Annotated in this window: 25 protein-coding genes; 9 read left to right on the top strand and 16 right to left on the bottom strand. The window is 65.7% G+C overall.

What is annotated here, in order from left to right:
- Positions 1–56 precede the first annotated feature (56 nt).
- A complete protein-coding gene (nth, locus tag LHJ54_RS01135) occupies positions 57–704 on the bottom strand; it encodes an endonuclease III (protein ID WP_228241820.1) in 648 nt (215 codons plus the stop codon).
- Positions 701–1,441: a 4-hydroxy-tetrahydrodipicolinate reductase gene (dapB, locus tag LHJ54_RS01130; protein WP_228241818.1), complete on the bottom strand. Its 741-nt coding sequence runs from the start codon at positions 1,439–1,441 to the stop codon at positions 701–703. The genes nth and dapB overlap by 4 nt, the downstream gene beginning before the upstream one ends.
- A 160-nt stretch (positions 1,442–1,601) precedes the next feature.
- Here dapB and LHJ54_RS01125 point away from each other — a divergent pair, with 160 nt between their 5' ends.
- Positions 1,602–2,336, top strand: coding sequence for an NAD-dependent deacylase (locus tag LHJ54_RS01125; RefSeq protein WP_228241817.1), 735 nt, complete (start codon positions 1,602–1,604; stop codon positions 2,334–2,336).
- A 30-nt stretch (positions 2,337–2,366) separates the two neighbouring features.
- Here the strand turns inward: LHJ54_RS01125 and LHJ54_RS01120 are convergent, their stop codons facing one another.
- The 6 genes from LHJ54_RS01120 to mutM form a co-directional block, all read right to left on the bottom strand.
- Entirely contained in the window at positions 2,367–2,858 is a 492-nt protein-coding gene (locus LHJ54_RS01120) for a GNAT family N-acetyltransferase (RefSeq protein ID WP_228241816.1), read from the bottom strand.
- A 99-nt stretch (positions 2,859–2,957) separates the two neighbouring features.
- On the bottom strand, positions 2,958–3,950 hold the full coding sequence (locus LHJ54_RS01115; RefSeq protein WP_373457062.1) for an isoaspartyl peptidase/L-asparaginase family protein: 993 nt from the start codon (positions 3,948–3,950) through the stop codon (positions 2,958–2,960).
- Between the two features lie 62 nt (positions 3,951–4,012).
- The gene (locus tag LHJ54_RS01110) at positions 4,013–4,786 is read right to left on the bottom strand and encodes a HesA/MoeB/ThiF family protein (protein WP_228241815.1); all 774 of its coding nucleotides are present in this window, start codon (positions 4,784–4,786) and stop codon (positions 4,013–4,015) included.
- A 112-nt stretch (positions 4,787–4,898) separates the two neighbouring features.
- On the bottom strand, positions 4,899–6,356 hold the full coding sequence (dnaA, locus tag LHJ54_RS01105) for a chromosomal replication initiator protein DnaA (protein ID WP_228241814.1): 1,458 nt from the start codon (positions 6,354–6,356) through the stop codon (positions 4,899–4,901).
- A gap of 430 nt (positions 6,357–6,786) precedes the next feature.
- Positions 6,787–7,047 carry a 30S ribosomal protein S20 gene (gene rpsT, locus LHJ54_RS01100; protein WP_228241813.1) on the bottom strand — a complete coding sequence of 87 codons (261 nt, stop codon included), beginning with the start codon at positions 7,045–7,047 and terminating at the stop codon, positions 6,787–6,789.
- A 153-nt stretch (positions 7,048–7,200) separates the two neighbouring features.
- Positions 7,201–8,016 carry a bifunctional DNA-formamidopyrimidine glycosylase/DNA-(apurinic or apyrimidinic site) lyase gene (mutM, locus tag LHJ54_RS01095; RefSeq protein WP_228241810.1) on the bottom strand — a complete coding sequence of 272 codons (816 nt, stop codon included), beginning with the start codon at positions 8,014–8,016 and terminating at the stop codon, positions 7,201–7,203.
- Between the two features lie 54 nt (positions 8,017–8,070).
- Between mutM and LHJ54_RS01090 the strand changes: the two genes are divergently transcribed.
- From LHJ54_RS01090 to LHJ54_RS01070, 5 genes are all read left to right on the top strand, one after another.
- Positions 8,071–8,802: a class I SAM-dependent methyltransferase gene (locus LHJ54_RS01090; RefSeq protein ID WP_228241808.1), complete on the top strand. Its 732-nt coding sequence runs from the start codon at positions 8,071–8,073 to the stop codon at positions 8,800–8,802.
- Between the two features lie 37 nt (positions 8,803–8,839).
- The gene (gene ubiB / locus LHJ54_RS01085; RefSeq protein ID WP_228241807.1) at positions 8,840–10,396 is read left to right on the top strand and encodes a 2-polyprenylphenol 6-hydroxylase; all 1,557 of its coding nucleotides are present in this window, start codon (positions 8,840–8,842) and stop codon (positions 10,394–10,396) included.
- 153 nt (positions 10,397–10,549) lie between these two features.
- Positions 10,550–12,364 (top strand): phosphopantothenate--cysteine ligase family flavoprotein, encoded by a 1,815-nt coding sequence (locus tag LHJ54_RS01080; RefSeq protein ID WP_228241806.1) that lies wholly within the window; start codon positions 10,550–10,552, stop codon positions 12,362–12,364.
- Positions 12,357–12,803 (top strand): dUTP diphosphatase, encoded by a 447-nt coding sequence (gene dut, locus LHJ54_RS01075; RefSeq protein ID WP_228241805.1) that lies wholly within the window; start codon positions 12,357–12,359, stop codon positions 12,801–12,803. Before LHJ54_RS01080 ends, dut begins: the two co-directional genes overlap by 8 nt.
- Positions 12,804–12,805: 2 nt before the next feature.
- Complete coding sequence (locus LHJ54_RS01070; RefSeq protein ID WP_228241804.1) at positions 12,806–13,135, top strand: hypothetical protein; 330 nt, start codon at positions 12,806–12,808, stop codon at positions 13,133–13,135.
- Positions 13,136–13,188: 53 nt separating this feature from the next.
- On the opposite strand, the gene LHJ54_RS01065 is transcribed toward LHJ54_RS01070, so the two are convergent.
- From LHJ54_RS01065 to secB, 4 genes are all read right to left on the bottom strand, one after another.
- Positions 13,189–13,869 carry a DUF4136 domain-containing protein gene (locus LHJ54_RS01065; protein ID WP_241721415.1) on the bottom strand — a complete coding sequence of 227 codons (681 nt, stop codon included), beginning with the start codon at positions 13,867–13,869 and terminating at the stop codon, positions 13,189–13,191.
- 275 nt (positions 13,870–14,144) lie between these two features.
- Positions 14,145–15,167: a tryptophan--tRNA ligase gene (gene trpS / locus LHJ54_RS01060; protein WP_228244252.1), complete on the bottom strand. Its 1,023-nt coding sequence runs from the start codon at positions 15,165–15,167 to the stop codon at positions 14,145–14,147.
- 17 nt (positions 15,168–15,184) lie between these two features.
- Entirely contained in the window at positions 15,185–16,756 is a 1,572-nt protein-coding gene (gene murJ, locus LHJ54_RS01055; protein WP_228241802.1) for a murein biosynthesis integral membrane protein MurJ, read from the bottom strand.
- A 24-nt stretch (positions 16,757–16,780) separates the two neighbouring features.
- Positions 16,781–17,302, bottom strand: coding sequence for a protein-export chaperone SecB (gene secB / locus LHJ54_RS01050; RefSeq protein ID WP_228241796.1), 522 nt, complete (start codon positions 17,300–17,302; stop codon positions 16,781–16,783).
- Positions 17,303–17,510: 208 nt separating this feature from the next.
- On the opposite strand from secB, the gene LHJ54_RS01045 reads away from it, so the two are divergent.
- Genes LHJ54_RS01045 through LHJ54_RS01035 form a run of 3 tightly spaced genes read left to right on the top strand, consistent with a single transcriptional unit; the run spans position 17,511 to position 20,051 of the window.
- Positions 17,511–18,170, top strand: coding sequence for a Tim44/TimA family putative adaptor protein (locus LHJ54_RS01045; RefSeq protein WP_228241793.1), 660 nt, complete (start codon positions 17,511–17,513; stop codon positions 18,168–18,170).
- Positions 18,171–18,204: 34 nt separating this feature from the next.
- Complete coding sequence (locus tag LHJ54_RS01040; protein WP_228241792.1) at positions 18,205–19,422, top strand: murein transglycosylase A; 1,218 nt, start codon at positions 18,205–18,207, stop codon at positions 19,420–19,422.
- Positions 19,419–20,051: a Smr/MutS family protein gene (locus LHJ54_RS01035; RefSeq protein ID WP_228241791.1), complete on the top strand. Its 633-nt coding sequence runs from the start codon at positions 19,419–19,421 to the stop codon at positions 20,049–20,051. Before LHJ54_RS01040 ends, LHJ54_RS01035 begins: the two co-directional genes overlap by 4 nt.
- Before the next feature lie 20 nt (positions 20,052–20,071).
- On the opposite strand, the gene LHJ54_RS01030 is transcribed toward LHJ54_RS01035, so the two are convergent.
- The 4 genes from LHJ54_RS01030 to ahpC form a co-directional block, all read right to left on the bottom strand.
- A complete protein-coding gene (locus LHJ54_RS01030; protein WP_228241790.1) occupies positions 20,072–20,524 on the bottom strand; it encodes a GNAT family N-acetyltransferase in 453 nt (150 codons plus the stop codon).
- Between the two features lie 108 nt (positions 20,525–20,632).
- On the bottom strand, positions 20,633–22,873 hold the full coding sequence (gene katG / locus LHJ54_RS01025) for a catalase/peroxidase HPI (RefSeq protein ID WP_228244251.1): 2,241 nt from the start codon (positions 22,871–22,873) through the stop codon (positions 20,633–20,635).
- Positions 22,874–22,999: 126 nt separating this feature from the next.
- The gene (gene ahpF / locus LHJ54_RS01020) at positions 23,000–24,589 is read right to left on the bottom strand and encodes an alkyl hydroperoxide reductase subunit F (protein ID WP_228241788.1); all 1,590 of its coding nucleotides are present in this window, start codon (positions 24,587–24,589) and stop codon (positions 23,000–23,002) included.
- A gap of 147 nt (positions 24,590–24,736) precedes the next feature.
- Complete coding sequence (gene ahpC / locus LHJ54_RS01015; protein WP_228241787.1) at positions 24,737–25,303, bottom strand: alkyl hydroperoxide reductase subunit C; 567 nt, start codon at positions 25,301–25,303, stop codon at positions 24,737–24,739.
- Positions 25,304–25,361: the final 58 nt, after the last annotated feature.

Genomic DNA, 25,361 nt, shown 5'->3' with positions numbered 1-25,361 from the left:
AGTCCGATGCGCCGCGTTCATGGAGGCCGGGTGAGGCGTCGCCAGGACGCGCAGGATCACGGTTTTCGCGGTTCCAGCACCTTTGCCTTGTATCCGCACAGATCCTCCACCGGACAGCGCCAGCATTCCGGGGTGCGCGCCTTGCAGACATACCGCCCGTGCAGGATCAGCCAGTGGTGCGCGCCGAGCCGGAATGGCCGCGGAACAACCCGTTCCAGCGCCGCCTCCACCTGTTCAGGCGTCTTGCCCCGCGCAAGGCCGGTGCGGTTGCTCACGCGAAAGATGTGGGTGTCGACGGCAAAGGTTTCCTGCCCGAAGGCGCAGTTCAGCACCACATTGGCAGTCTTGCGACCCACGCCCGGCAGCTGCACCAGATCCTCGCGCGTTTGCGGAACCTCGCCACCATGCCGTTCCACCAGCAACGCCGCAGCCGCCATCACGTTCTTCGCCTTGGAATTGAACAGGCCAATGGTTCGGATATGCTTCTTCAGACCTTCCTCGCCCAGCGCCAGCATCGCCTGCGGCGCCGTGACCTCAGCGAACAGGGTGCGGGTCGCCTTGTTGACGCCAACATCGGTCGCCTGCGCCGATAGCGTCACCGCCACCAGCAGCTGGTAGGCATTGCCGTATTCCAGTTCGGTTTCCGGTGCCGGGTTCGCCTCTGCCAACCGGCGGAAGAATTCGAAAACGTCGGCCCGCTTCATGCGCGGCGATCAAGGCCCAGCACGTCCTCCATCGTGTAGCGGCCCGGCGCCCGCGCGATCAGCCATTCGGCCGCCCGCACCGCGCCACGCGCGAAGATGGACCGATTTTCCGCGTGGTGGGAAAGGGTCAGCCGCTCCTCATCTCCGGCAAAGATCACGCTGTGTTCGCCCGCAACGGTCCCGCCGCGCAATGACGCAAAGCCGATCGTGCCGTGGCCCCGCGCACCCGTCTCGCCGTCGCGCGCCCGCTGTGCCACATCATCCAGCGCGACGCCGCGCCCTTCTGCCGCCGCCGCGCCCAGCAGCAGCGCTGTGCCCGAAGGTGCATCGACCTTCCCCCGATGGTGCATCTCCACGATCTCTATGTCCCAATCCGGCCCAAGACGCCGTGCCGCATCACGTACCAGCGCGCTGAGCAGGGTGACGCCAGGCGAAGTGTTTCCGGTCTGAAGCACGGCCACGGCCTGAGCCGCACGGTCGATCGCGCGGTGGTGTTCTTCTGCAAGGCCGGTGGTCCCCACCAGGATCGGGATGCCGGCACCGATTGCGGCATGCAAATTGTGCTGCAACGCGCCCGGGGCGGAGAAATCCACCAGCGCCTCGCTCGCATCCGCCAGTGCCGCGACATCGCCGCCCCGGTCCACCGCGCCCGCCAGATCATGCCCGCCGTCCGCCAGCGCCAAGGCAATGGCGCGGCCCATGCGTCCCTCGCCGCCGATGATGCCGATCCGTGCCATGCCTTGCTCCTGCCTTCGCTGATGTCCAGCAGACAGCCGGAAGCACATGGCAGGTCAACCCATGTTAAGCGGTTGGGCGCACATCCGCCACGCTGGGGCCTGATCCGCGCTGCCGTGCCGCTCTGGTATTTGCCACCGGGCCGATGGTACAGGGTCTTGCATGCCACCATCGAACAACCACGGCGCGCGTGATCCCGCTGCCATAGTCATTTTGACCGGGGCGGGCGTATCGGCCGAGAGCGGGATCGACACGTTCCGCGCCGCCGACGGGCTTTGGGAGCAGCACCGGATCGAGGACGTGGCGACGCCGGAGGGTTTCCGACGCGACCCGGCGCTCGTCCACCGCTTCTACGACGCGCGGCGCGTGGCGGTGCAGCGGGCTGAGCCGAACGCGGCCCACCGGGCGCTGGCCCGGCTTGATGCGGAGTGGCGGGGCGACCTGCTGATCGTCACGCAGAATGTCGATGACCTGCACGAGAGGGGCGGGGCGAAACGGCTATTGCATATGCATGGCGAGCTGCTCAGCGCCCTTTGCGCCGCCTGCGGGGAGCGGCACCGCTGGACCGGTCCGCTGGGGGACGGGCCGGCGTGTCCGGCTTGCAGCCGCGCGGCGCTCAGGCCCGATGTCGTGTGGTTCGGGGAAATGCCCTACCCGATGGAGCGCATTTATCGCGCCTTGCAGCGATGCGACCTGTTCGTCTCGATCGGCACCAGCGGCGCGGTGTACCCGGCCGCCGGATTCGTCGCCGAAGCGCGCGCGTCCGGTGCGCGCACGCTGGAGCTGAACCTCGAGGAGAGCGAGGGATCGGCGCTGTTCGATGAGACACGACTGGGCCGCGCGGGAGAGTTGGTGCCGGCGTGGGTGGAGGAGGTGTTGGGGGCGGAGGAAGGCTAGTCCGCTATGGGGTGGGAAGCAAACATTCGGCTACTCACCAAAGGCGGGGTGGTAGAACACCGCACCTTTCGGACGTTCCTGCCGGAAGCTGAGGACTTGAAAGAAGGGAGGCGGACCGTCCGCGTATGTGACATTCGGGTCATGAGTGAAGCCGAACTTGCCGTAGAAATCTGGGTCTCCGAGCACCACACAACCCGCCGCGCCGCTCTCCTCTAATCGTTTCACTGCTTCGCTTACCAGAAGAGCGCCGATGCCGTTGCGCTGCCTTTCCGGTCGCACCGAAACGGGACCAAGGCCATACCAACCTGCCTCGTTAGCAACTGACACTGGGGAAATCGCAACATGGCCGACGACTGCATCTTCCTCAGTCGCGACAAGTGAGACGGCCAGCGCTCCGCAGCGTCTTAGAGCATCCACGATTTTAGCCTCGGTACCGCTACTATGGTCGGCACCCCGAAAGGCACTCTCGATCGTTTCTGCGATTGCAGCAGCGTCGTGTTGCTCTTCGCTACGAATACGCATGAGACAGAACTACACGTGCGCCGGGATGTCCACAATAGGTCGGAACCGGACTATCTGCGTTCATAACCGAGGCTGCAAGGAATAAGCAGCCGCCGCTCGTCACTCATCCCCATACACCGCCACCATCGCCGCATCGCCCTGCCGCGCCACGCCGCGGTACATGCCCGGCGTGTTGAACGAAAAGGCGGCCTCGCCATCCGCCGTCAGCCCAATGACCCCGCCGCTGCCGCCCAGCTGGAGCGTCTCCGCCTGCACGGCATCCGCCGCCTGCTGCACCGGTTCGCCCGACAGCCGCACCCGCGCACAGATCTCGTGCGCGACGTTCATGCGGATGTAGAACTCGCCCGCGCCGGTCGCCGATACGGCGCAGGTTGCATCGGCATAGGTGCCTGCGCCGATCAACGGGGCATCGCCGACCCGGCCCCAGCGTTTTCCCGTCACCCCGCCGGTGGAGGTCGCGGCGGCGAGGTTGCCGGCGCGGTCGCGCGCCACCGCGCCGACAGTGCCGAACTTGTGGTCGGGGTCGAACGCCAGACCCGATTGCGGCAGTCCAGCCTGCTGCGCCGCCCGCCAGCGTTCGAGCTGTTCCCGCCGTTCAGGGGTTGCGAACCACTCCGGCCCGGCCTGCTCCAGCCCTTGGCTCCGCGAGAACGCGTCGGCGCCATCGCCGATCAGCATCACGTGACCGCTGCGATCCATCACTGCGCGGGCGAGGCTGATCGGGTTACGGGTTGCCGTCACGCCGGCCACCGCGCCTGCTGCGCGGGTGCGCCCGTCCATGATCGCCGCGTCCAGCTCGTTCGCTCCCTCAGCGGTGAACACCGCGCCGCGCCCGGCGTTGAAGTTGGGGTCGTCTTCCAGCACACGCACCGCCGCCGCCACGGCGTCGAGCGAAGTGCCGCCGCGCTCCAGAATGGCAGAACCGGCGGCGAGTGCCTCGTGCAACGCCCGGCGCACGGCCCCGTCGCGTTCCGGCGTCATCCGCTCCCGCTCGATCACGCCAGCGCCGCCGTGGATCACAAGGGTCCAGTCCTCAGCCATCGCTGGCGTGGCGATTAACGCCGTCAGCAGCGCCAGCGCGCGGCGAAACATCTGCATCTGTCATTCTCCCCCAGCATCGGCGCGGCCATTGCAGCACAGGCGGGGGCAGGGCGCTAGCCCCTCCCGGCGCATCCCCGGCAAGCGGGATCCTTGGCAATGCGCACGCTGCGCATTCCGGGAGCGATTCCGTCAAGGATATGCAACCGGCCCCACTGCGGGTCGCCAAAGTTCATGCTGACGCCCGTCAACAGCACGCGAATCGCTTGAAGCGCGGCAAACGTCCCGGTCCAGCCGGCCATGGCGCCCAGCATCCCCTCGTCGGCGCAGGTGTCGCAATCCTCCGCGTCGAAGGCATCGCCCACGAAGCAGCGATAGCAGGGCTGGTCCGGCAGATGGCCGGCGAAGGCGCCTACCTGCCCCTGAAACCGTCCCACGGCGGCGGAAAGGAGCGGCGTGGCGGCGGCAACGCAGGCGTCGGCTACGGCCAGGCGCGTGGCGAAGTTGTCGGTCCCGTCCAGCACCAGGTCGGCACCGGCAAACACCGCGGCATCGTTCGGGCCGACCCGTGCGTCGCTCACCTCGGCCTCCAGCTTGGCATCGAAGTTGGCCAGCCAGCGCCGCGCCGCCACCACCTTGGAATAGCCCACGTCGCGTTCGGTGAAGATTGTCTGCCGCTGAAGGTTGGTGTGGTCGACCACATCGCTGTCGATCAGGGTGAATCGGCCCACGCCCGCGCCGGCGAGATATTGCAGCACGGGCGAACCGATGCCGCCCAGGCCGATCAGCGCGACATGCGCCTGCGCCAGCGCGAACTGCCCCGCGCCGCCGATCTCCGGCAGGACGATGTGACGGGCGAACCGGTCGAGGCGTTCGGGGGAAAAGCGCATGGGAAAACTGTTGGCAGCCTGTGGAGCGGCTGTCGACGGGTCTGTTGCCCGGTCGCGGCCATACTGTCGCGACACGGCGCGATTGGCAGGGATTGACGCGCCCTGTTCCCGGTCAGCTTTCCAGCTGCCGCAGCAGGCTCCTCACATCGCCATCCATGTCGGCATCGCGCACGCGCAGGTCTTCAATCAGGCGGACGGCGTGGATCACGGTGGAATGGTCCCGTCCGCCGAACTTGCGGCCGATTTCGGGATAGGAGCGGGGGGTCAGCACCTTGGCAAGATACATTGCCACCTGCCGCGGCCGGACAACCGCGCGGGCGCGGCGTTTCGACGACATCTCCGTACGGTCGATGCGGTAGAATTGGCACACGGTGCGCTGAATCTCGTCAATGGTGATCCGGCGGCGGTTGGCCGACAGAATGTCCGACAGCTGCTCGTCGGCAAGCTGCAGGGACACTTCCTGTCCGGTCAGCTGGGCATAGGCGATGAGCTTGTTCAATCCGCCCACCAGCTCGCGCACGTTGCGTGTGATCGTGCGTGCCAGGTAATCGATCACGTCGTCGGGAACGTTGAGCGGAGCAAAGCGGGTCAGCTTCGATTCGAGAATGGAGCGCCGCAATTCGATGTCGGCTTCCGCCATGTCGGCGACGAGGCCCATCGACAGGCGCGACAACAGGCGTGGTTCCACCCCGTCGAGCGCCTGGGGCGCGCGATCGGCGGCAAATACCAGCCGCTTGCCCTCAGCCAGCAGCGCGTCGATCGTGTAAAGCAGTTCTTCTTGTGCGGAAGCCTTGCCGATGATGAACTGGATATCGTCGACCAGCAGCAGGTCGAAAGAGCGCAGGCGGCTCTTGAATTCCAGCGTCTGGTTCGATTTCAGCGCCTGCACGAATTCGATCATGAACCGCTCTGCCGAACAGTAGAAGATGCGGGCGCGCGGGTTGGTCTGGAGAAAGGCATGGCCGATGGCGTGCATCAGGTGCGTCTTGCCCTGACCTGTGGCCGCTTTGAGATACAGCGGGGCGAACTGCGGCGGTTCGGGTGCGGCCATCCGCTGCGCCGCGTTGCAGGCTAGGATGTTCGCTTCGCCGGTTACGAACGCGGCAAACGTCAGCGACGGGTCGAGCCCGATGGCGAAGTTGAAGGCGCTTTCCCCGGCTGTGCCGCGAATCGGAACGACCCGCAGATCCCGTGGCGCGGTGTCCGATCCGGGGGTGGTGGATGCCAGCTGAAGTTCGGCCATCTGGCGCCGCTTGGGATGAACCCCGATCTTTACATGCCGCACCTCGCCCCGCGCGATCTTCCATGCGAGAGACAAGCGATCGTGAAACCGGTCCTGCACCCAGTTGGCGGAAAAGTCGGTCGGCAGGTACAGTTCAAGAGTACCGGTTTCGCGGCAGAAGCCGCCAATCTGGATGGGCTTGATCCATTGGGCGTGCAGCTGCTGGCCCAGATCCTTGCGCAGACCAAGGCTGATGTCCGCCCAATCCGCCGCCAGGCTTTCCGCGTCGGCCGCATCTGTGCTGGCGGGGTCCTGTCCAGCGGCCTCCTTCCAATGTTCGTTAGCCATCCTCATACATCCCCCACAAGCTGTCCTCACCGGCGCACCGTCATGCGCCGATTTCCATCAGGCGCGTTGAAGGGTCCAAAAAGCTTCGATTTTACCGAAGTTTCCAGCTGCCCGAATGATGTGCCGGACGCGTCATCTGCCGCGTTCCGAAGCTTGTTTTGGTCCGCTGTTTGATTCCCGGCAAGAGGCCAACCGGTAAAAAAACTGAAATAAACCGGCTTGACTCGGTGAGACCCGCGGCGATCAATTCAAGCACATATTTTTGTTCGATTTTCCACAAATCCGCACATGCGAATCGTTGCCGGCCGGGGGTATTTCGCGAGCAACCCCGGCTCGTCGAACCGTTAACCACCACAGCAAAAAAGCCGGCGCGCAGGCACCGGCTTTCAGGATCTCAGGAGCAATGCTGCGCGCTGCGCAGCCCCGCCGCTCAGAGCGCGGAGACGCGCTTGGACAGGCGCGACATCTTGCGCGATGCAGTGTTCTTGTGAAGCACGCCGCGGGCCACGCCGCGCGCGAGTTCGGGCTGCGCCGAACTGAGCGCTGCCTTAGCCTGTTCCTTGTCGCCCGAAGCGATCGCGGTTTCCACCTGCTTGAGGAAAGTGCGGATGCGGCTGACCCGTGCCGAGTTAATTGCGGCGCGGGTCTGGTTGCGGCGGATGCGCTTTTCGGCTTGCGGCGTATTGGCCATGTTGGTCCTTCGTCACGGGCCGCCGGCAGCGGCCGCTGTCATCTATGCTAAAATCTGGCTGACGTGGCGGGTTAGCGCCACAAAGCGCGCCCCTTACCCAGTCTGGTTACTGGCGTCAAGGATCGCCGCCGGCGATCGCGGCGCGGGTTTGCATCATCGCTGACACCGTGGGCAGTACCACGTGCTGCGCCCGCCCTGCGCAAAACGGCGGATCGCGCCGCCATCATCGCGGTGGCACGGCAGCCCGGTGCGTCCGTAAACATCGAACTGCTTGGCGAAGTAGCCGAGGCTCCCTTCAGGTCCGGCAAAGTCGCGCAGGGTCGAACCGCCTTCGCGAATCGATTGTTCCAGCACCTCCCTGATCGCGGGAACCAGTCGCCGCAAGCCGGCCAGCGACACCCTTCCGGCCGCGCGACCTGGATGAATGCGCGCCCGCCAGAGCGCCTCACAGACATAGATGTTGCCCAGGCCCGCCACGATCCGCTGGTCCAGCAGCAGCAGCTTAATCGCCTGCCGCCGTCCGGAGAAGGCCGCGTGGAGGTGTTGCGGGGTGAAATCCGCGCCCAGCGGTTCAGGACCCATCGCGGCGAAGGCGGGCCATGCCTGCAACTTGTCCGTAGGTACCAGATCGACGAACCCGAACCGACGCGGATCGTTCAGTGCGAACAACCGTCCCCCGGCGAACAGCAGCAGGTGATCGTGCCGGTCCGGCTCGGCCGGGTCGATCCGCCAGCGCCCGCTCATGCCCAGGTGAAAGATCAGCGTATCATCGCGGTCGGTGTGGATGAGGCCGTATTTGGCCCGCCGGTCCAGCGCAGTTATCCGAGCGCCGGTCAGCCGCTGGCCCAATCCGTGCGGAAATGGAAAGCGCATGTCGGGACGGTTCAGCACCAGCCGGTCCACCCGTTCCCCGTGCAACCGGCGGGCAAGGCCGCGGACCGTTGTTTCAACTTCGGGCAGTTCCGGCATGAAAGCGGCTCTATCACCCTTTGCCCGCGCCGCAATTGCCCGTAAGGCACCTGCATGAACGAAAAGGTATCCTTCGGCTATGCCGAGGTCGCGCCGGAGGAAAAGACAGCCCGCGTGGGCGCTGTGTTCTCCAGCGTGGCCAGCCGCTATGACCTGATGAACGATGCGATGTCGGGCGGAATGCACCGCCTGTGGAAGGATCGCTTCGTTCAGCGCGTGAAGCCGCGCGAAGGGGAACAGATCCTCGACATGGCGGGCGGCACGGGCGACATCGCCTTTCGCATGGCGCGGCGCGGGGCGCAGGTGACGGTCGCGGACATCAACCAGGAAATGCTGGATGTGGGCCTGGAACGCGCGGCGGAACGCGGGATGACCGGGCTTGTCTGGAGTCGCCAGAATGCCGAGGAGCTGAGCTTTCCGGCCGCCCATTTCGATGCCTACACCATCGCCTTCGGCATCCGCAACGTGACCCACATCGACCGCGCCCTGGCCGAAGCGTACCGGGTGCTGCGTTTTGGCGGCCGGTTCTTTTGCCTGGAGTTCTCGACCGTCACCTGGCCGGGGTTCAAGCAGGCGTACGACCTGTATTCGGACAAGGTCATCCCGCGGCTGGGCGGCGCGCTGGCCGGGGACGAGGCGAGCTATCGCTACCTTGTCGAATCGATTCGCCGCTTCCCGTCCATGCCCCGGTTCGAGCAAATGATCCGCTCGGCCGGTTTTACCCAGACGCGGGTGGAGCCGATCATGGGCGGCCTGGTCGCGATCCATTCAGGATGGAAGGCGTGAGAGTCGCCACCCCTGCCGCCGCAAGGGCGGTGAACCCGTGACACAGCCTGCGACCCACATCTGGCGGTTGCTGACATGGGGCCGGACCCTGGCCCGCCATGGCGCACTGCGCGGGATCGAGCGGGATCCCAACACGCCGGGGCCGGTCAAGCGGCTCGCCCGGGTTGCCCGGATCGGCACGCGGCAGCCCAAGGTGCCCGACTATGCCGGCGCGTTCCACGACATCGGCCCTGCGGCCATCAAGCTGGGCCAGACGCTGGCCACCCGGCCCGACCTTGTCGGAGATGAAGCGGCGCGCAATCTCCTCAGCCTGCAGGACAGCCTGCCGCCGGTGGATTTCGCGTTGATCCGCAAGAGCGTGGAGGAAAGCTTCAACCGGCCTCTCGACCAGCTCTATGCTGACTTCGATCCGCAGCCGGTGGGCGCCGCCTCCATCGCCCAGGTTCACCGGGCGGTGACGACCGACGGACGGCAGGTCGCGGTCAAGGTGCTGCGACCTCTGATTCGTGAACGATTCAAGCGCGACATCGGCACGTACCAATGGGCGGCCGCTCATCTGGAGGCGTTCGGCGGGGAAGCAGCCCGGCTGCGCCCGCAGCTGGTGATCGCCAATTTCAAGCGCTGGACCGAACGCGAACTGGACCTGCGCCGCGAAGCCGCCTCCGCCAGCGAATTGGCCACGGCGAGCCGGGCGATCGACGGCTTCCGCGTACCGGACATCGACTGGGACCGGACCACCGGCAAGGTGCTGACGATCGAGTGGATCGACGGCATCAAGATCAGCAATATCCCCGCGCTGCAGGCAGCCGGGCACGATCTCAAACTGCTGGCGAGCCGGATCGTCCTCACCTTCCTCAATCAGGCGATCACCGCCGGTTTCTTCCACGCCGACATGCACCAGGGCAATCTGTTCGTGGAGGCCGACGGCACCATTGTCGCGATCGACTTCGGCATCATGGGGCGGATCGACCGGCAGGCGCGGGTATGGCTGGCCGAGATCCTCTACGGCCTGACCACCGGCAATTACCGTCGGGTCGCCGAAATCCATTTCGAGGCGCAGTATGTGCCCTCCTATCACTCGGTGGATGAATTCGCGACCGCCCTGCGCGCCGTGGGCGAACCCATGCGGGGCAAGCCGGTCAGCGAACTGTCGGTCGGGCAGATGCTGGACGGGCTGTTCGCCATCACCCGCGATTTCGACATGCAGACGCAGCCACATCTGCTGCTCTTGCAAAAAACGATGGTGATGGTGGAAGGCATCGCGACCCAGCTGGACCCGCAGATCAACATGTGGGACGTGGCCGCGCCCTTCATCCGGGAATGGGTTCGCGACGAACTGGGGCCCGAAGCGGTGCTCGCCCGCCGCATCCGCGCGGATGCGGAAACGTTTCTGCGCCTCCCTGGCCTTCTGCGCCGGCTGGAAGAACGCTATCCACCCAAGGGCGGCGCGCCCGAACCGCCGCCGCTGCCCAAGATCGACCTGATCTGGGAGCGCAGGCGCGGCCGGGACCGGCGCTGGGGCGGTTATCTGCTCGCGGCCATCGGCGGCGGAGCGCTCGCCTGGCTGGCGGCGCTGCAAGGGGTGATCGGCTGATCAACGCGCAGGCAAGACCAGACAGTCACGCTCTTTGCGCTTAATTAACCCTGATCTGCCAAGACGGCACCTCGTTTCGCGTGCGCCGCCGACCGGCTGCGCAACGCGCTGGCATCGAGGGACAGGGGGCGCTAGCAAGCGTCGGATGGCTTTATGGGTTTCAACAACACGCCTGACGCGTTCAATGATGCGCAGCCCTACGGTGTCGGCTTGAGCGGGGATGCGCCTCGCATCCTGCTGGTAGTCGGCGGCGGGATCGCGGCCTACAAGGCGTGCGAGCTGGTCCGGTTGATGCGGCGCAGCGGAGTGGGGGTCACTTGCGTGGTGACCGCGGGCGGGCAGCAGTTCGTCACGCCAATGGCGCTTGCCGCATTGTCGGAAAACATGGTCTACACCAGCCTGTTCGACTTGAAGGACGAGAGCGAGATGGGCCACATCCAGCTTTCACGGCAGGCCGATCTGGTGGTCGTCTGCCCTGCCACCGCCGACCTTCTGGCCAAGATGGCTGCGGGCATCGCGGACGATCTGGCGACCACGCTGATCCTCGCCACGGACAAGCCGGTGATCGCGGTTCCGGCGATGAACGTGCGCATGTGGCAGCACGAGGCGACGCAGCGCAACGTCCGCTGGCTGGCAGAGGCCGGAGTCGAAGTGCTCGACCCCGACGAGGGCGCAATGGCCTGCGGCGAATTCGGGCCGGGCCGCCTGCCTGAACCGGCGGCGATCTGGTCCGTGCTGGCTGCGCGGCTAGGGCTGGAGGTGGACTGGCCCGGCGTCCCGGCAGTGCCTGAACAACCTGTCTGGGCGACGTCAGCGGGCAATGGCGCGATGCCGCAGACAGAGAGCGAGGCAGAGTACACGCTGGACGATCTGGCGGCGGAGGCTCTGGAGCCCGAACCCGAGCCGGAGGATGAGGAGCGGCCGCAGCGCAGCACGCTGACCAATCTTCTGTCCGCCATCATTCCTCGTTCGACACCCCGGCGACAGGCAGTCGCCTATGATGACGATGCCGCCTTGCCAGAGCTGGGGGAGGAGGCGGACGAATGGGCGGATGCCGTACCGCCTCAGGATTTCAGCGACGAGGCACCGGCTGAGCCCGACCTTTCCAGCCCGCTGCTGGCTCGCAAGGGGAAAGCGTCGGCCGCCCCGCCGACCGATCCCGCCGCGCTGAACCATCTTGTGAATACCGGTGCCGGACCAGCGATGCCGGAGCCGGTCGAAGGCTGGCAAGAATTCGCGCCGCGGCACCCTTCCGACCCGCTGGCCGGACAGGCGGAGTTCGACCCGGATCCCGACCACCGGCCCCTCTACGGCCGCCACGTGCTGGTCACGGCCGGCCCGACCTGGGAACCGATCGATCCTGTCCGCTATCTGGCCAACCGTTCTTCCGGGCGACAGGGCTTCGCCATTGCCGCAATGGCGGCTTCGGCGGGTGCGCGGGTGACGCTGGTTGCGGGACCGGTGGCTCTGCCGACGCCACTGGGGGTGGACCGGATCGACGTGGAATCGGCTGAAGAGATGGCCGCCGCCGTCAAGAAGGCATTGCCGGCCGACATCGCGTTCATGGTTGCGGCAGTGGCCGACTGGCGTCCCAAGACGGTGGAGCCACGAAAGATGAAAAAGCGCGGTTCAGCGCCGCCCGCGCTGATGTTGACGGAAAATCCGGATATCCTTGCCACCGTGGCTGCGTCCCGCGACCGGCCGCCGCTGTTGATCGGCTTCGCCGCCGAAACGGAAGAGGTTCTGAAGAACGCGCGCACCAAGCGCAAGCGCAAGGGCGCGGACTGGATCGTCGCCAATGACGTGTCCACCGACGTCATGGGCGGCTTGCGCAACACGGTTCACATCATCTCATCCGAAGAGGTGGAAAGCTTCGACGAGATGCCCAAGGAGGATGTCGCCCGCGAACTCGTCCGCCGCGCCGCCCAGGTATTGAACGAAGGCGGGGAATACGTGCACGATGACTGATGCGGTGCCGGTCAGGGTGCGGCGGCTGCCGCATGGGCAAGGCCTGGCGCTGCCCGCCTATGCCAGCACCGGAGCGGCCGGCATGGATGTGCTGTCGGCGGAAGAGCTGGTGCTGGCGCCCGGTGCCCGGCACGCGGTGGCGACCGGTCTCAGCATCGCCATTCCGGATGGCTACGAGGTACAGGTACGCCCCCGCTCCGGCCTCGCTCTGAAGCATGGCATCACGGTTCCCAACACGCCGGGTACCATCGATTCCGATTATCGCGGCGAGTTGAAGATAATCCTCATCAACCACTCGGCCGAACCGTTCGCGATCCGGCGCGGCGACCGGGTCGCGCAACTGATCCTTGCGCCGGTGACACGGTTGCGCTGGGAAGAAACGGACGATCTGGGAACCACCGCGCGAGGGGAGCGGGGCTTCGGCTCCACCGGCGTGTAGCGGTGGGGACGGGCGGCCTGGCTGGTGGCAGCCTCCTCCTGGGTGCCGTCCTGCTGGTGTTCTGGATCGTCATTCTCGTGTGGCTCAGCCAGCGGCTGCTGCGGATCGTGGCGCACGGCACCGGCTGGCGGCCGACCAGCTGGCGTTCCGTTCTGCTCACTTTCGTGACCCTGCTGGCAGCGGTTCACTTCGGCAACTGGATGATTACCCTGCTGGATGACCAGATTACCGGACAGCCGTTTGCAGCACCGGGGTTCCCGCCGGCATTCCTGATCGGTTCGATCGCCATCGGGGTGGGGGTGGCTGCGGCGCGGCTGCGCGGCCGCCCGTGACACCGGACGCGCGCGCTCTCACACCCGCCACCGCAGCGGGTGTGGGAACAGCGTCAGTTGACCCGGCGGACCGTCGTGCGTTCCGGCGCGATCGAGATGCGCAGCGTTTCCCCGGAGTTGCCCGGGAAGTCGGTGAACATAGCTTCGACCAGATTCGGGACGAGATAGGGCAGCCGATTCGAGCGTGATACGGCCTCGGCACGACCTTCGAAAAGGCGCTCTCCGCCCGGCCGCTCGATCTGCAACTCTATACCGCTGGTGAAGACGGTATAGCTGCGGATGTCGGGTCCGCCAAAGAACGGGTCATGGAACCCGAATGCCCACGGACTGCCATAGAACCCGAGCCGCGAGCGGTAGAAGGGCGAATAGCCGTACCACGGTCCATAGAACGGATCGCGGAAACCGGGTGTCGACTGAACCACCGTGCGGCCGTCGTTCACGCCGTAGTTGAACCGGACGAGCAGGCTGGCGTTTTCGGCAGAAGCGGCTTGCGTATAGCCAAGCTGGCGCATCTGCTGCGCGACGTACTGAGCGTATTGCGCAAATTCGAGGCCGCCGGCCAGCGCCGGATCGCCCGGTACCACGGCGAAGGTCTCACCCTGCGGAGCGGGCAGCTGTGTCTGGAAGCGTGACACGTCCGCGTTGAAGGGTGTCGCACAAGCAGCCAGGCTCGCCAGAAGCAGCGGCACGGAAGCCAGTTTCGCCGTGCGCATCAAAGATTGAAACTTCAACATCAGCTTTCTCCGCCAGATAATCCGTGCTGCCCATCTGCACGACGCACGCTCGCCATCGTTGTTCCGTTTACTACATGGGATGAGGTGAACCGCTTTTGAATAGCAGGCAAAGATTGTGCCATTTCCGTCGGATGGTCGGTTAGTCGCCGCTCACCACGCGCCTGGAGCCGCCCGTCCGCAACGCTGGTCTGCAGATCCAGCGCGGGGGACGGCCGGTGGCGTGCGCTGCCCATTCAGCAGAACCGCCGCGCGGCCTGTGTTCACCGGCGAACGCTTCAGGACGCGGTGCGCAGCAGCCCCAGCGCTTCGTAGGTGGCATCGAGCGTGGGGTGGGCGATTTCACGCGCCCGGCGCGCTCCGTCCGCCAGGATTTGGTCCAGCGCCCCCTGATCGTCCAGCAGGTCGCGCAGCCGGGCGGAGATCGGCGCAAGCGTGGCGACCAGCAGGTCGCCGAGGGCCGGCTTGAAGCTGCCGAACCCTTGCCCGGCAAACTCGCGGAGCACATCGTCTGCCGCGCGGTCGGCCAACGCGGCGTAGATGGTGACGAGATTCAGCGCCTCGGGCCGCTGCGCCAGCCCGGCGGGTTCTTCCGGCAGCGGGTCGGCATCGGTTTTCGCCTTCTTCACCTTGCGCATGATCGTGTCCGCATCGTCGGTCAGATTGATGCGGCTCATGTCCGAAGGGTCGGATTTCGACATCTTGGCGGCCCCGTCCCGCAGCGACATGATACGCGCGGCGGCAGGCGGGATTATCGGCTCGGGCAGGGTGAAGACCGGCGCCCCTTCCGCGGCGAAGTCGTTGTTGAACTTCTGCGCGATGTCGCGGGCCAGCTCCAGATGCTGTTTCTGGTCCTCGCCCACCGGAACATGGGTCGCCTGATACAGCAGCACGTCGGCGGCCTGCAGCACGGGATAGGTGAACAGCGCAACCGACTGGCCTTCGCGGTTCTTGCCGGCCTTGTCCTTCCACTGCGTCATGCGGCTGAGCCAGCCCATACGTGCGGTGCCACCCAGCAGCCATTGCAGTTCGGCGTGGTGGGGTACCTGCGCCTGGTTGAACAGGACCGACCGCGCGGGGTCGATTCCGCAGGCGAGCACGGCCGCCGCCATCTCTCGCGTGGCGCGGCGCAGCTGCGCCGGGTCGTGCGGCATGGAAATGGCGTGGAGATCGGCGAGGAAGAACAGGCACTGCCCATCCAGCCCGAGACTGTCCTGCATCCTGACCCAGTTGCGGATCGCGCCCAGATAATTGCCCAGATGAAGATTGCCTGTTGGCTGGATGCCGGAAACTACCCGCATGGAAAATGTGTCCTCTGTCATGCCTGGCGCTGCCTTAACTGGTTGATCGTCTGGCGGTTCAGTACGCCCAGCATTGCCGCCACCGCGCCGAAGGTCGCCGCCCCCGCGACGACGATCGCTGCAATCGCGAGCAGCCGCTGCGCCGTGGCGGCCGTGAACCAGGGGTCGAGCACCGGCATCAGCAGCCACAGCACCGCGCCCATCATCGCCGCGGCAATCAGGATGCGCGCCATGCGGCCCAGCACCACGGGCGGCAGGTGGAACAATCCGCGCCGCCGCAGAATGCCATACAGCAGCGCGGTGTTGACCCACGCGCCGAGTGATCCCGAAATCGCGAGCGCCACAACCCCGATGCGGGGGACCAGGATGAGGTTGAGCGCCACCGTCACCGTCAATGACGCGGCCGCGGTGTAAACGGGTGTGCGGGTGTCCCGCCGGGCAAAGAAATTGGGGGTCAGTACCTTGACCAGCACATAAGCGGGCAGGCCGATGACCAGTCCGCTGAGCACGGCGCCTGTCACGAGAGCGTCGCTGAGCGTGAAGGCACCGCCCACGAAGAACACGCGCGTGAATGCGCTGCCGCTGATGAACAGGGCGATGGCGGCGGGTACGGTCAGCAGCATGGCGAGTTCAACCGCGTTCGATTGCAGGCGGCTCGCGCCGTCAGCGTCACCGGCCGCGACAAGCCGCGACAGAGCCGGCAGGATGGCCGTGCCCAGTGCTATGCCGATGATGCTGAGGGGCAACTGGTTCCAGCGGTCGGCCATGGCCAGATAGGTGATGCTGCCTTCCGGAAGGGTGCCAAGGAAGAACAGGTCGATGAACCGGCTGATCTGGTACACGCCGGCGCCGAACACCGCTGGCAGAACCAGAATGCCGAATTCGCGCACGCTCTTGGTCAGCCGGGCGCGGCGCAAGGGGATCCGAAAACCCGCCCGCCGCATCCAGAACGACAACCAGACCAGTTGCAGCAGTCCGGACACCGCTACGGCCACCGCCAGCATCAGGCCGGTTGTTTGCCGCATCTCCTCGCTTTGCGCCTGCAACGCGCCCCACAACAGCGCGAGCAGGAGGCACAGGTTGAGCAGGATGGGTGCCGCCGCCGCCGCCGCGAAGCGCGAGAGGGAATTGAGCACCGCCGCCACCAACGTCGCCAGGCTCATGAACAGAAGGTACGGAAACGCGATCCGCGCCATCAGCACGGCGTGGGCAAAGGTGTCGCGGTCGGCCAGCAGATCGTCGCTCGCAAACATGGAGAGCACGCGAGGCATCGCGACCATCATCACCGCCCCGAACACCAGCAGGACCGGGAGCAGGATGGCGAGTATCTCGCCTGCGAACCGGCGCGCCGGTTCCTGGTTCTCTGGATCGGTCATGTGCCGGTTGAACAGCGGCACGAAAGCCGACGCGAACGCTCCTTCGGCGAACAGGCGGCGGAAGATGTTGGGCAGCTGAAACGCCAGCTGCCATGCATCCGCCACTCCTCCGGCGCCCAGCACCCGGGCCAGCAACACGTCGCGGGCAAAGCCGAACACCCGGCTGACTGCTGTGAGCCCGCCTATGGTGCCAACGTTCTTTAGAAGGCTCATCGCAGAGCCGTCACATGCTTGGCGTCAAGCGTGGCCGACCGGCTGATCGCCCTGCAGTCCCTGCTGCTGGCGCTGCTGCAGCTGCTGGATGTAAAGGCCGTTGAAGTCGATCGGCTCCAGGATCAGCGGCGGGAAGCCGGCGTTCTGCACTGCGTCCGCAATCACCTGCCGCGCGAACGGAAACAGCAGCCGCGGCGCTTCTGCGTAAAGGAAGGCGTGGGCCTGTTCATCGGGAATGTTGCGCAGTCCGACCAATCCGCAATAGGCTAGCTCGATCAGGTAGAACTCGCCGCTGTCCGCCTTGGCGGTGGCGTTCACCTTCAACTCCACCTCGTGCACTTCATCGCTGACCTTGTTGGCGGCGATGTTGAACTGCAGGTCCACCTGCGGCTGTTCCTGCCACTGGTAGCACGCCGGCGCGTTCGGATTTTCCACCGAAAGATCCTTCACATACTGCGAAATGATCCCGGCGGCCGGGCGGTTGTCCGCGCCATTGGCGGCAGTGTCGGTGTCCAGATCGGTGAGGACGTTGCCTTCTTCGGCCATACTTCGGATACTTCCTGACAAGCTGTTTGGATCTTGCGAGCAGCCCCTATGCGCGCCACCAGGCAAGGTCAATGGACCCGCGCACGCATCCGCCGGTCAGCAAGCTGTTGCTCAATCGCGATTCGCTCCTATTTAAAGAAAGAAACACCGGCAGCGCGGGAGTCGGCTCTTTGCTCCGCGGACCGGTGACGAACAGGTGCGCGCTTATATGATAATCGAAATCGTCATTCTCGCCATGATCGCAGCCTTTCTGGGCCTGCGCCTGTATTCCGTTCTGGGCCGCCGGGCGGAACATGAGGAAGAGGTCGTGCCGCGCCGGATGGATCAGGCGGATGCCGCGCCCTCAATGCGGGTGGCGCAGCCGCAGCAGGCGAAACCCGCTCCGCGCACCGTACTCGAGACGGAAAACGCCGCTCCGGCGGCGGAGGCCGGCATCCGCGCGATTGCCGCCGCCAGCCCGAACTTCGACCTGCTGGGCTTTCTGGAAGGAGCGAAAAGCGCATACGGCATGACGCTCGAGGCGTTCTGGGCCGGTGACAAGGACACGCTGCGCGACCTGTGCGCCGCGGATGTGTATCAGGGGTTCAGCGATGCGATCGACGCCCGTTCGCAAGCTGGCGAAACGCTTGATAACCGGCTCATCAGGATCGAGGATGCGATGGTCAAGGATGCCGAGCTCGACGGGCGGACGGCGAGCATCGTGGTCCTGTTCACCGCCGACATCGCCGCTGTCACCCGTGACCGGGATGGCAAGGTGATTGCCGGATCGCTCGACGATGCCATTGAAAGCCGCGATCTGTGGACTTTCACCCGGCAGATCGATTCGCCCAATCCGGCCTGGCTGCTGAGCGAAACCGACGTCGATTGAGTATCCTGCCCGCGCACGGTAATGTGCGGGCGTGATGCGCTTTTTCCTACCACTCGCCGCTGCCCTGTCTCTCGCCGCCTGCGGACGGGTGGTGCCCCCTGCTCCGGCGCCCGCGCCGCCCCCCGTCGCCGCAACGGTGCCAGCACCGGCCGCGCCGGTCCCGCTCTCGCCAGCCTTTACTCGCGCGATCGAGGCGCCGCTGGCGCCGGGCCGGCGGGTCGTCGACCTTGCCCTGCCACCGGACGCGGCGAGCCGCGCGCTCGCCTCGTTCCGCGAAAGCTGCCCGGTGCTGCTGCGCCGCGACGATCAGAGCGGTTTGACCCAGACGGCTGACTGGCGCCCCGCGTGTTCCGCCGCCGCCTCTTGGAGCGGCCGGGACGCGGCCGAATTTTTTGCGACGCATTTCGAAACGGTGAAGGTTGCCGACGGTCAGGCGTTCGCCACCGGCTATTTCGAGCCTGAGATCGCGGGCAGCCGGGTGCCGGTGCCTGGCGGCATGGCAGTGTACGCGCTGCCGGACGACCTCGTCCGCGCCTGGCCGGAGGGCACTCCGCCGGAACAGCGGGAGGGCCGCGCACCGCTTGGCCGGTTCGATGCGCAGGGGCGGTTCACCGATTATCACGACCGCGCCGCGATCGAAGACGGCGCGCTGGCCGGCCGTGGTCTTGAGCTGGCCTGGGCGGTCGATCCGGTGGAGCTGTTCTTTCTTCAGATCCAGGGATCGGGGCGGCTGCGGTTTCCCGATGGTTCGGTGATGCGCATCGGGTATGCGGGGCAGAACGGCCATGGCTATGTCGCCATAGGCCGGGTCATGCGCGACCGCGGACTGCTGGGGGATGCGCCGGGGCAGTATGCGCCGTCGATGCAGGGCATCATGGCTTACCTGCGCGACCATCCGGTCGAGGGGCGCGCCCTGATGCGCGAAAATCCCAGCTGGGTGTTCTTCCGCGAGCTGACCGGCGACGGGCCGCTGGGTTCCATCGGCATACCGGTGCGACCCCGGGCCAGCGTCGCGGTCGATCCGCGCTTCGTGCCCTATGGCGCGCCCGTGTGGCTTAAGGTCGAGCGGGACGAGGCAAACGGGCTGTGGGTCGCGCAGGATACCGGTGGCGCGATCAGGGGCGCCAACCGCTTCGACACCTTCTGGGGCGCGGGCGAGGACGCGCGCCGGATCGCTGGCGAGATGAGCGCCAGCGGCGAAGCGCTGATCCTGCTGCCCAAGGGAACACTCGACCGCCTTCGCCAGCGATGACGACGCCGCGCAGGCTGACCGCGGAGGAGGCGGCGCTGTGGGCCAAGGTGGCGCGAACGGTTCAGCCGCTTCAGCCTTCCCGCTCGGCGCGCAGGATGGGTGACCGTGCCACGCATGACGGCGGGGTGGTGGAGCCGCTCGGTCCCGCGCCGCGCGCCGCAAAGCCACCTGCTCCGGCAACCGCAGCCAAATCTGCTCCGCTGCGCTCTGCACTGCTCCGCGAGCCTGCGGCTGCCCCCGTTCCTGCCGGACGCCTCCCGCTGCCCCAAACGTCAAGGGACGATCAGGGCGGGCTCGACTCGCATTGGGAGCGGCGCATCCGTGGCGGCGGGCTGCAACCCGACTTCACCCTCGACCTGCACGGCACGACGTTGGACGGAGCGTACCACCGCCTCAACGATGGGCTGGCGCAGGCGCGGGCGATGGGTGCGCGGGTCGTCCTGCTGATCGCCGGCAAGCCGCGGCCGGTGGAGGCGGCGGACCGGGGGGAGCGGCGCGGCGCCATCCGCGCCAAGGTGCTCGACTGGCTGGCCGCCGGGCCACACGCCAGCCACATTGCCGCCATCCGCCGCGCGCATCCCCGGCATGGGGGTGAGGGGGCGTTGTATGTGGTTTTGCGGCGGGGTTAGGCACCAGCCACAGCGTGAAGTCACAAGGCGACGGAAAACTCATCCGTCGGGCTGAAGCCCAGCCGCCGATACAAGGGGGCGGAACGTTCCCCTGCATGCAGCAGAGCGCGGCTGCAACCGTTGCTGCGCAGATGCTGCGTACAGGCCGACACAAGCAGACTGCCCAGGCCTTGGCCCCGGAACACCGGTTTCACGTAAACGCTCCAGATGTAGCCGACAACAGGGGCATCGACCGTGCGAAATGCTGGAAAAGCGCGCGGCACGATGTGACAACAGGCCGTGCCTGCCGGTTCACCGTCCACTTCCGCAAGATAGGCAGCAAGACCGCAGTGCTGACGGGCATGGCCCAAGAACCGCTCAGCCTCGGCACGCCAGTCGCCCCGGATGTCGTTTTCGGCAACCCCCATCTCGCGCCAGTGCATGCCGTAATTATCTATCAGCAGCGCATCGTCCAGAGTGAGCTTGATCTGCATTAACTGACCCTCTGTTCACCACTTGTGCCGCGATCCGGGACTATCAAACAAAAACCCCCGGCATTGCTGCCGGGGGTGGTTGCGACCCGAAGTTGCCTATTCAAACGATCAGGCCTGCGATGGTTCCGGGCGCTGCATCTGGTGATACTTGGCCCAGCTCACATCGAAGCGGTCGGCGTTCATCACCTTGGTCCAGGCCTTCACGAAGTCGGCCACGAACTTTTCTTCGTTCCCGTGTTCGGCATAGACTTCGGCCACTGACCGCAGTTGCGAGTTGGACCCGAAGATCAGATCGGTGCGTGTCGCTTCCCACATGGGTTCGTTGGTCTCGCGGTCGCTGCCGATGAAGGTTTCGTCGGCGCTTTCGTCCACCACCTTCCACGCGGTTTTCATGTCGAGCAGATTGACGAACCAGTCGTTGGTCAATTGCCCCAGCCGGTCGGTGAACTGCCCTGCCTTGCCCGCCTTCGCATGGTTTGCGCCCAGCACCCTCAGGCCACCGACCAGCACGGTCATTTCCGGGATCGACAGGTCGAGCAGATTGGCCCGGTCGAGCAGCATCTCTTCGGTCTTTACCGAATGCTTGGTGGACAGGTAGTTGCGGAATCCGTCGGCCTTGGGCTCCAGCGGTTCGAAGCTTTCGCCATCGGTCCACTCCTCGGTTGCATCGCCGCGCCCGCCAAGGAACGGCACCTCGACGGTGAAGCCGGCGTCCCTGGCCGCCTTCTCCACTGCCGCGTTTCCGGCCAGGACAATGGCATCGGCCATCGACATGGCGCCGCGCAGCTCGTCGATCCTGGCCAGCACCCGGCCAAGCTCCTCCGGCTCGTTCACAGCCCAGTCCTTCTGCGGAGCGAAACGGATGCGCGCCCCGTTGGCGCCGCCGCGGTGGTCGGACTTGCGGTAGGTAGAGGCCGACGCCCACGCCGCCTTGACCAGCTGTCCCACGGACAGGCCGGCGTCCAGAATCTTGGCCTTGAACGCGGCAACATCATCATCGGACGGCTTGACGCCTTCGGGCACCGGATCCTGCCAGATCAGATCTTCCGCCGGAACTTCCGGCCCGAGATAGCGGACCTTTGGCCCCATATCGCGGTGGGTGAGCTTGAACCAGGCGCGCGCGAACGCGTCCTTGAACGCTTCGTGGTCATTGCGGAAGCGTTCGGAAATCTTGCGGTATTCCGGGTCCAGCTTCAACGCCATGTCCGGCGTCGTCATCATCGTCGGCACCCTGACACCGGGCTTGAAGGCATGCGGCGCCTTGTCCTCCTCGCGCTGATTGATCGGCTGCCACTGCTTTGCCCCTGCCGGGCTTGTCACCAGCTCGTAATCGTAGTCGAGCAGCAGGCGGAAGTAGTTTTCGGACCAGGAAATCGGCGTGTTGGTCCACGGCCCCTCCAGCCCGGAAGTGATGGCATGTTCGCCCGACCCGCTTTCGTATCCGCTGGTCCAGCCCAGCCCCTGGAAGGCGATGTCCGCGCCTTCGGGTTCCGCCCCGATCAGCGAGGCGTCGCCCGCGCCGTGGCACTTGCCAAAGGTGTGGCCGCCAGCGGTCAGAGCGACCGTTTCCTCGTCGTTCATGGCCATCCGGCTGAACGTCTCGCGCATGTCGCGCGCCGACAGCAACGGATCGGGATTGCCGCCCGGACCTTCAGGGTTGACGTAGATCAGGCCCATCTGGATCGCCGCCAGCGGGTTTTCCAGCTTCAGGTCCAGGTCCGGATCAATGCGGGTCTGCACACCCTGGTTCACCCACTGATCCTCGGTGCCCCAGTAAACGTCCGTCTCCGGCTCATAGACGTCCTTGCGGCCGCCGCCGAAGCCGAACACCGGCCCGCCCATCGACTCGATGGCGACATTGCCGGTCAGGATGAACAGGTCGGCCCAGCTGATGTTCTTTCCGTATTTTTGCTTGATCGGCCACAGCAGGCGCCGCGCCTTGTCGAGATTGGCGTTGTCCGGCCATGAATTGAGCGGGGCAAAGCGTTGCTGCCCGCTCGACGAACCACCGCGCCCGTCGGCCGTTCGATACGTACCGGCCGCGTGCCACGCCATGCGGATGAAGAACGGGCCGTAATGCCCGTAATCCGCCGGCCACCACGGCTGGCTGTCGGTCATCAGCGCGTGCAGATCGCGCTTCAGCGCATCGTAGTCGAGCGTGTTGAACGCTTCGGCATAATCGTAATCCTCGCCCATGGGATCGGCGGACTTGCCGCCTGACGTCAGGATTTCGAGTTGCAGCGCATCGGGCCACCAGTCGCGGTTGTTGCGGCCAAGCAGGCTGCGCGCCTTGCTATCGCCGGTGAAGGGGCATCCGCCGCCGGGCATTGAGCCAGTTGCTACGTCCATCATCCATCTCCTTCTTTTCCCGGCTCAGAACCGGATTTTGGAGGAATGATGGCCCAGCCGCGGTGACCTGTCCAATCGATTAAGTGCGGCAATTTAATCGGCTCAGCCGTTTGGCGAACGGCCTGTTCAGGCTGCCTTGGCTACCTCGTCGACCGGTTCCGTGCGGATAAGATAGTCAAACGCCGACAGCGCCGCCTTCGACCCTTCGCCCATGGCGGTGACGATCTGCTTGTACGGCACGATTGTCGCGTCGCCGGCGGCGAACACGCCCGGCAAGTTGGTCGCGCCGCGCGCGTCGGCAACGATCTCGCCATGGGGGGACAGTTCCAGACCCGATCCGTCCAGCCAGTCGGTGTTCGGCACAAGGCCGATCTGTACGAACACGCCTGCCAGTTCCAACCGGTGCTGCTCGCCATTTGCGCGGTCCTTCCACACCAATGCCGTCACCCGCGACCCGTCACCCAGAACCTCGGTCGTCTGCGCATTGGTGAGAATGTCGACGTTTTTCAGCGAGCGCAGCTTTCGCTGCAGCACCGCGTCAGCGCGCAATTGGGTGTCGTATTCGATCAGCGTGACGTGTCCGACGATGCCGGCAAGGTCGATGGCCGCTTCCACGCCCGAATTGCCGCCGCCGACAACCGCGATCCGCTTGGCCTTGAACAGCGGCCCGTCACAGTGGGGGCAGTAAGCGACACCCTTGTTGCGGTATTCCGCCTCGCCGGGAACGCCCAGGTTGCGCCAGCGCGCACCGGTGGCGAGGATGACGCTTCGCGCTCTCAGCGCGGCACCATTGCCCAACCGGACCGTGTGCAGGCCACCGGCCTCGCGCGCAGGTTCCAGCGCCACGGCCGGCGCCAGGTTCATCAGGTCGACACCGTTCTCGCGCACCTGTTCCAGCAGAGACGCAGTCAGCTTCGGCCCCTCGGTGTACATGGTGCCCGGCAGGTTCTCGATGCCCAGGGTATCGTTCAACTGCCCGCCGAAACGTTCGGCGGCAATGCCGGTGCGGATGCCCTTGCGCGCGGTATAGACCGACGCGGCGACGCCAGCCGGCCCCCCGCCCACCACAAGCACTTCGAAAGGCTCCTTGTCGGCCAGCTTGGCAGCGGCTTTATCCTGCGCACCGCTGTCGAGCCGGGCGAGGATCTCGGCCAGTTCCAGCTTGCCGTTCCAGAACGGTTCGCCGTTGAGGAAAGTCGCGGGCACGGCCATGATGTCGCGCCGTTCCACCTCTTCCTGAAACGTGCCGCCTTCGATCAGCGTGGCCGTGATGCGCGGGTTTTCCAGCGCCATCAGGGTCAGCGCCTGCACAACGTCCGGACAATTGTGGCACGACAGGCTGAAATACATCTCGAAATGAAGGTCCCCCTCCAGCCCGCGCACCTGTTCGATCAGGTCGGCATCGACCTTGGGTGGATGGCCGCCTGCCCAAAGCAGGGCAAGAACGAGGGAGGTGAACTCATGACCCAGCGGAAGACCCGCGAACCGGACCCACTTTTGCGCGTCGCTGGCGCGCCGGATCACGAAGCTGGGGCGACGCGCATCCGTCCCGTCGAACCGGGCGGTGACGAGATCGTGCAGCGCCGCGATCTCCTCCAGCAATTCGCGCGTCTGCACCGATTTCACATCCCCGCCAAGCGACGCGACCAACTCTACCGGTTCGCGCAAATTCGCGAGGTACTGTTTCAGCTGCTGCGTGAGATTGGCGTCCAGCATGGCGCGCTCCTTCAGGATAAGCAAAAAGGCAGAAGACCCGGAGCGTTGAGGGGGGAGGGTGCTCCGGGCCTTCCAGCGACCCGGAGCAACTCCGGGCTCTTGGAGCGGGCGGCAGGGAGAGTCCGCCCGCCCGATTCGATCAAAAGATCAGATCTTGCCGACGAGATCGAGCGAGGGGGCAAGCGTGTCCTCACCCTCTTCCCAGGCGGCTGGGCAAACCTGACCAGGGTTGTTGCGGACATACTGTGCCGCGCGGATCTTGCGGACCAGTTCGTTGGCGTTGCGGCCCACGCCCTCGCAGGTCTGCTCGACCAGCTGGATCACGCCGTCTGGGTCGATCACGAAGGTCGCACGGTCGGCCAGACCGCTGTCCTCGCGCAGCACGCCGAAGTTCTTGGCCAGTGTGTGCAGCTGGTCGCCAAGGAAGGGAAAGTTCAGCTTGCCGATCCGCTCGGACGTGTCGTGCCAAGCCTTGTGCGCGAAGTGGGTGTCCGTGCTGACGGCATACACCTCCACGTCCAGCTTCTGCAGCTGCGCATAATGTTCGCCCAGATCTTCCAGCTCGGTCGGGCAGACGAAGGTAAAATCCGCCGGATAGAAGAAGAACACAGCCCAGCGGCCGCGCACATCCTCGTCCGTGATCTGGAAGAAATCCTTGCCCGCCTGAAATGCGGTGGCGTTGAACGGTTGCAGCTGTGTGCCGATGATACCCATGAAAAACGTTCCTCTGGATGGTGTGAATCTCGAGAGCCACAAATAGGTATTGCTGCGC

Source organism: Porphyrobacter sp. GA68, assembly GCF_022605525.1.
Classification (GTDB): Bacteria; Pseudomonadota; Alphaproteobacteria; order Sphingomonadales; family Sphingomonadaceae; genus Qipengyuania_B.
This window is presented reverse-complemented; position numbering and strand designations above follow the sequence as displayed.

Coding starts and splice junctions, on each gene's coding strand:
- nth (WP_228241820.1), bottom strand. CDS start 704: ATGAAGCGGGCCGACGTTTTCGAATTCTTCCGCCGGTTGGCAGAGGCG.
- rpsT (WP_228241813.1), bottom strand. CDS start 7,047: ATGGCCAATACGCCGCAAGCCGAAAAGCGCATCCGCCGCAACCAGACC.
- LHJ54_RS01115 (WP_373457062.1), bottom strand. CDS start 3,950: ATGTTTCGCCGCGCGCTGGCGCTGCTGACGGCGTTAATCGCCACGCCA.
- ahpF (WP_228241788.1), bottom strand. CDS start 24,589: ATGCTGGACGCCAATCTCACGCAGCAGCTGAAACAGTACCTCGCGAAT.
- LHJ54_RS01125 (WP_228241817.1), top strand. CDS start 1,602: ATGCCACCATCGAACAACCACGGCGCGCGTGATCCCGCTGCCATAGTC.
- murJ (WP_228241802.1), bottom strand. CDS start 16,756: ATGAGCCTTCTAAAGAACGTTGGCACCATAGGCGGGCTCACAGCAGTC.
- dnaA (WP_228241814.1), bottom strand. CDS start 6,356: ATGGCTAACGAACATTGGAAGGAGGCCGCTGGACAGGACCCCGCCAGC.
- ahpC (WP_228241787.1), bottom strand. CDS start 25,303: ATGGGTATCATCGGCACACAGCTGCAACCGTTCAACGCCACCGCATTT.
- secB (WP_228241796.1), bottom strand. CDS start 17,302: ATGGCCGAAGAAGGCAACGTCCTCACCGATCTGGACACCGACACTGCC.
- katG (WP_228244251.1), bottom strand. CDS start 22,873: ATGGACGTAGCAACTGGCTCAATGCCCGGCGGCGGATGCCCCTTCACC.
- LHJ54_RS01090 (WP_228241808.1), top strand. CDS start 8,071: ATGAACGAAAAGGTATCCTTCGGCTATGCCGAGGTCGCGCCGGAGGAA.
- LHJ54_RS01110 (WP_228241815.1), bottom strand. CDS start 4,786: ATGCGCTTTTCCCCCGAACGCCTCGACCGGTTCGCCCGTCACATCGTC.
- LHJ54_RS01120 (WP_228241816.1), bottom strand. CDS start 2,858: ATGCGTATTCGTAGCGAAGAGCAACACGACGCTGCTGCAATCGCAGAA.
- LHJ54_RS01035 (WP_228241791.1), top strand. CDS start 19,419: ATGACGACGCCGCGCAGGCTGACCGCGGAGGAGGCGGCGCTGTGGGCC.
- LHJ54_RS01080 (WP_228241806.1), top strand. CDS start 10,550: ATGGGTTTCAACAACACGCCTGACGCGTTCAATGATGCGCAGCCCTAC.
- dapB (WP_228241818.1), bottom strand. CDS start 1,441: ATGGCACGGATCGGCATCATCGGCGGCGAGGGACGCATGGGCCGCGCC.
- LHJ54_RS01030 (WP_228241790.1), bottom strand. CDS start 20,524: ATGCAGATCAAGCTCACTCTGGACGATGCGCTGCTGATAGATAATTAC.
- LHJ54_RS01040 (WP_228241792.1), top strand. CDS start 18,205: ATGCGCTTTTTCCTACCACTCGCCGCTGCCCTGTCTCTCGCCGCCTGC.
- LHJ54_RS01045 (WP_228241793.1), top strand. CDS start 17,511: ATGATAATCGAAATCGTCATTCTCGCCATGATCGCAGCCTTTCTGGGC.
- LHJ54_RS01065 (WP_241721415.1), bottom strand. CDS start 13,869: ATGTTGAAGTTTCAATCTTTGATGCGCACGGCGAAACTGGCTTCCGTG.
- dut (WP_228241805.1), top strand. CDS start 12,357: ATGACTGATGCGGTGCCGGTCAGGGTGCGGCGGCTGCCGCATGGGCAA.
- mutM (WP_228241810.1), bottom strand. CDS start 8,016: ATGCCGGAACTGCCCGAAGTTGAAACAACGGTCCGCGGCCTTGCCCGC.
- trpS (WP_228244252.1), bottom strand. CDS start 15,167: ATGCGGGTAGTTTCCGGCATCCAGCCAACAGGCAATCTTCATCTGGGC.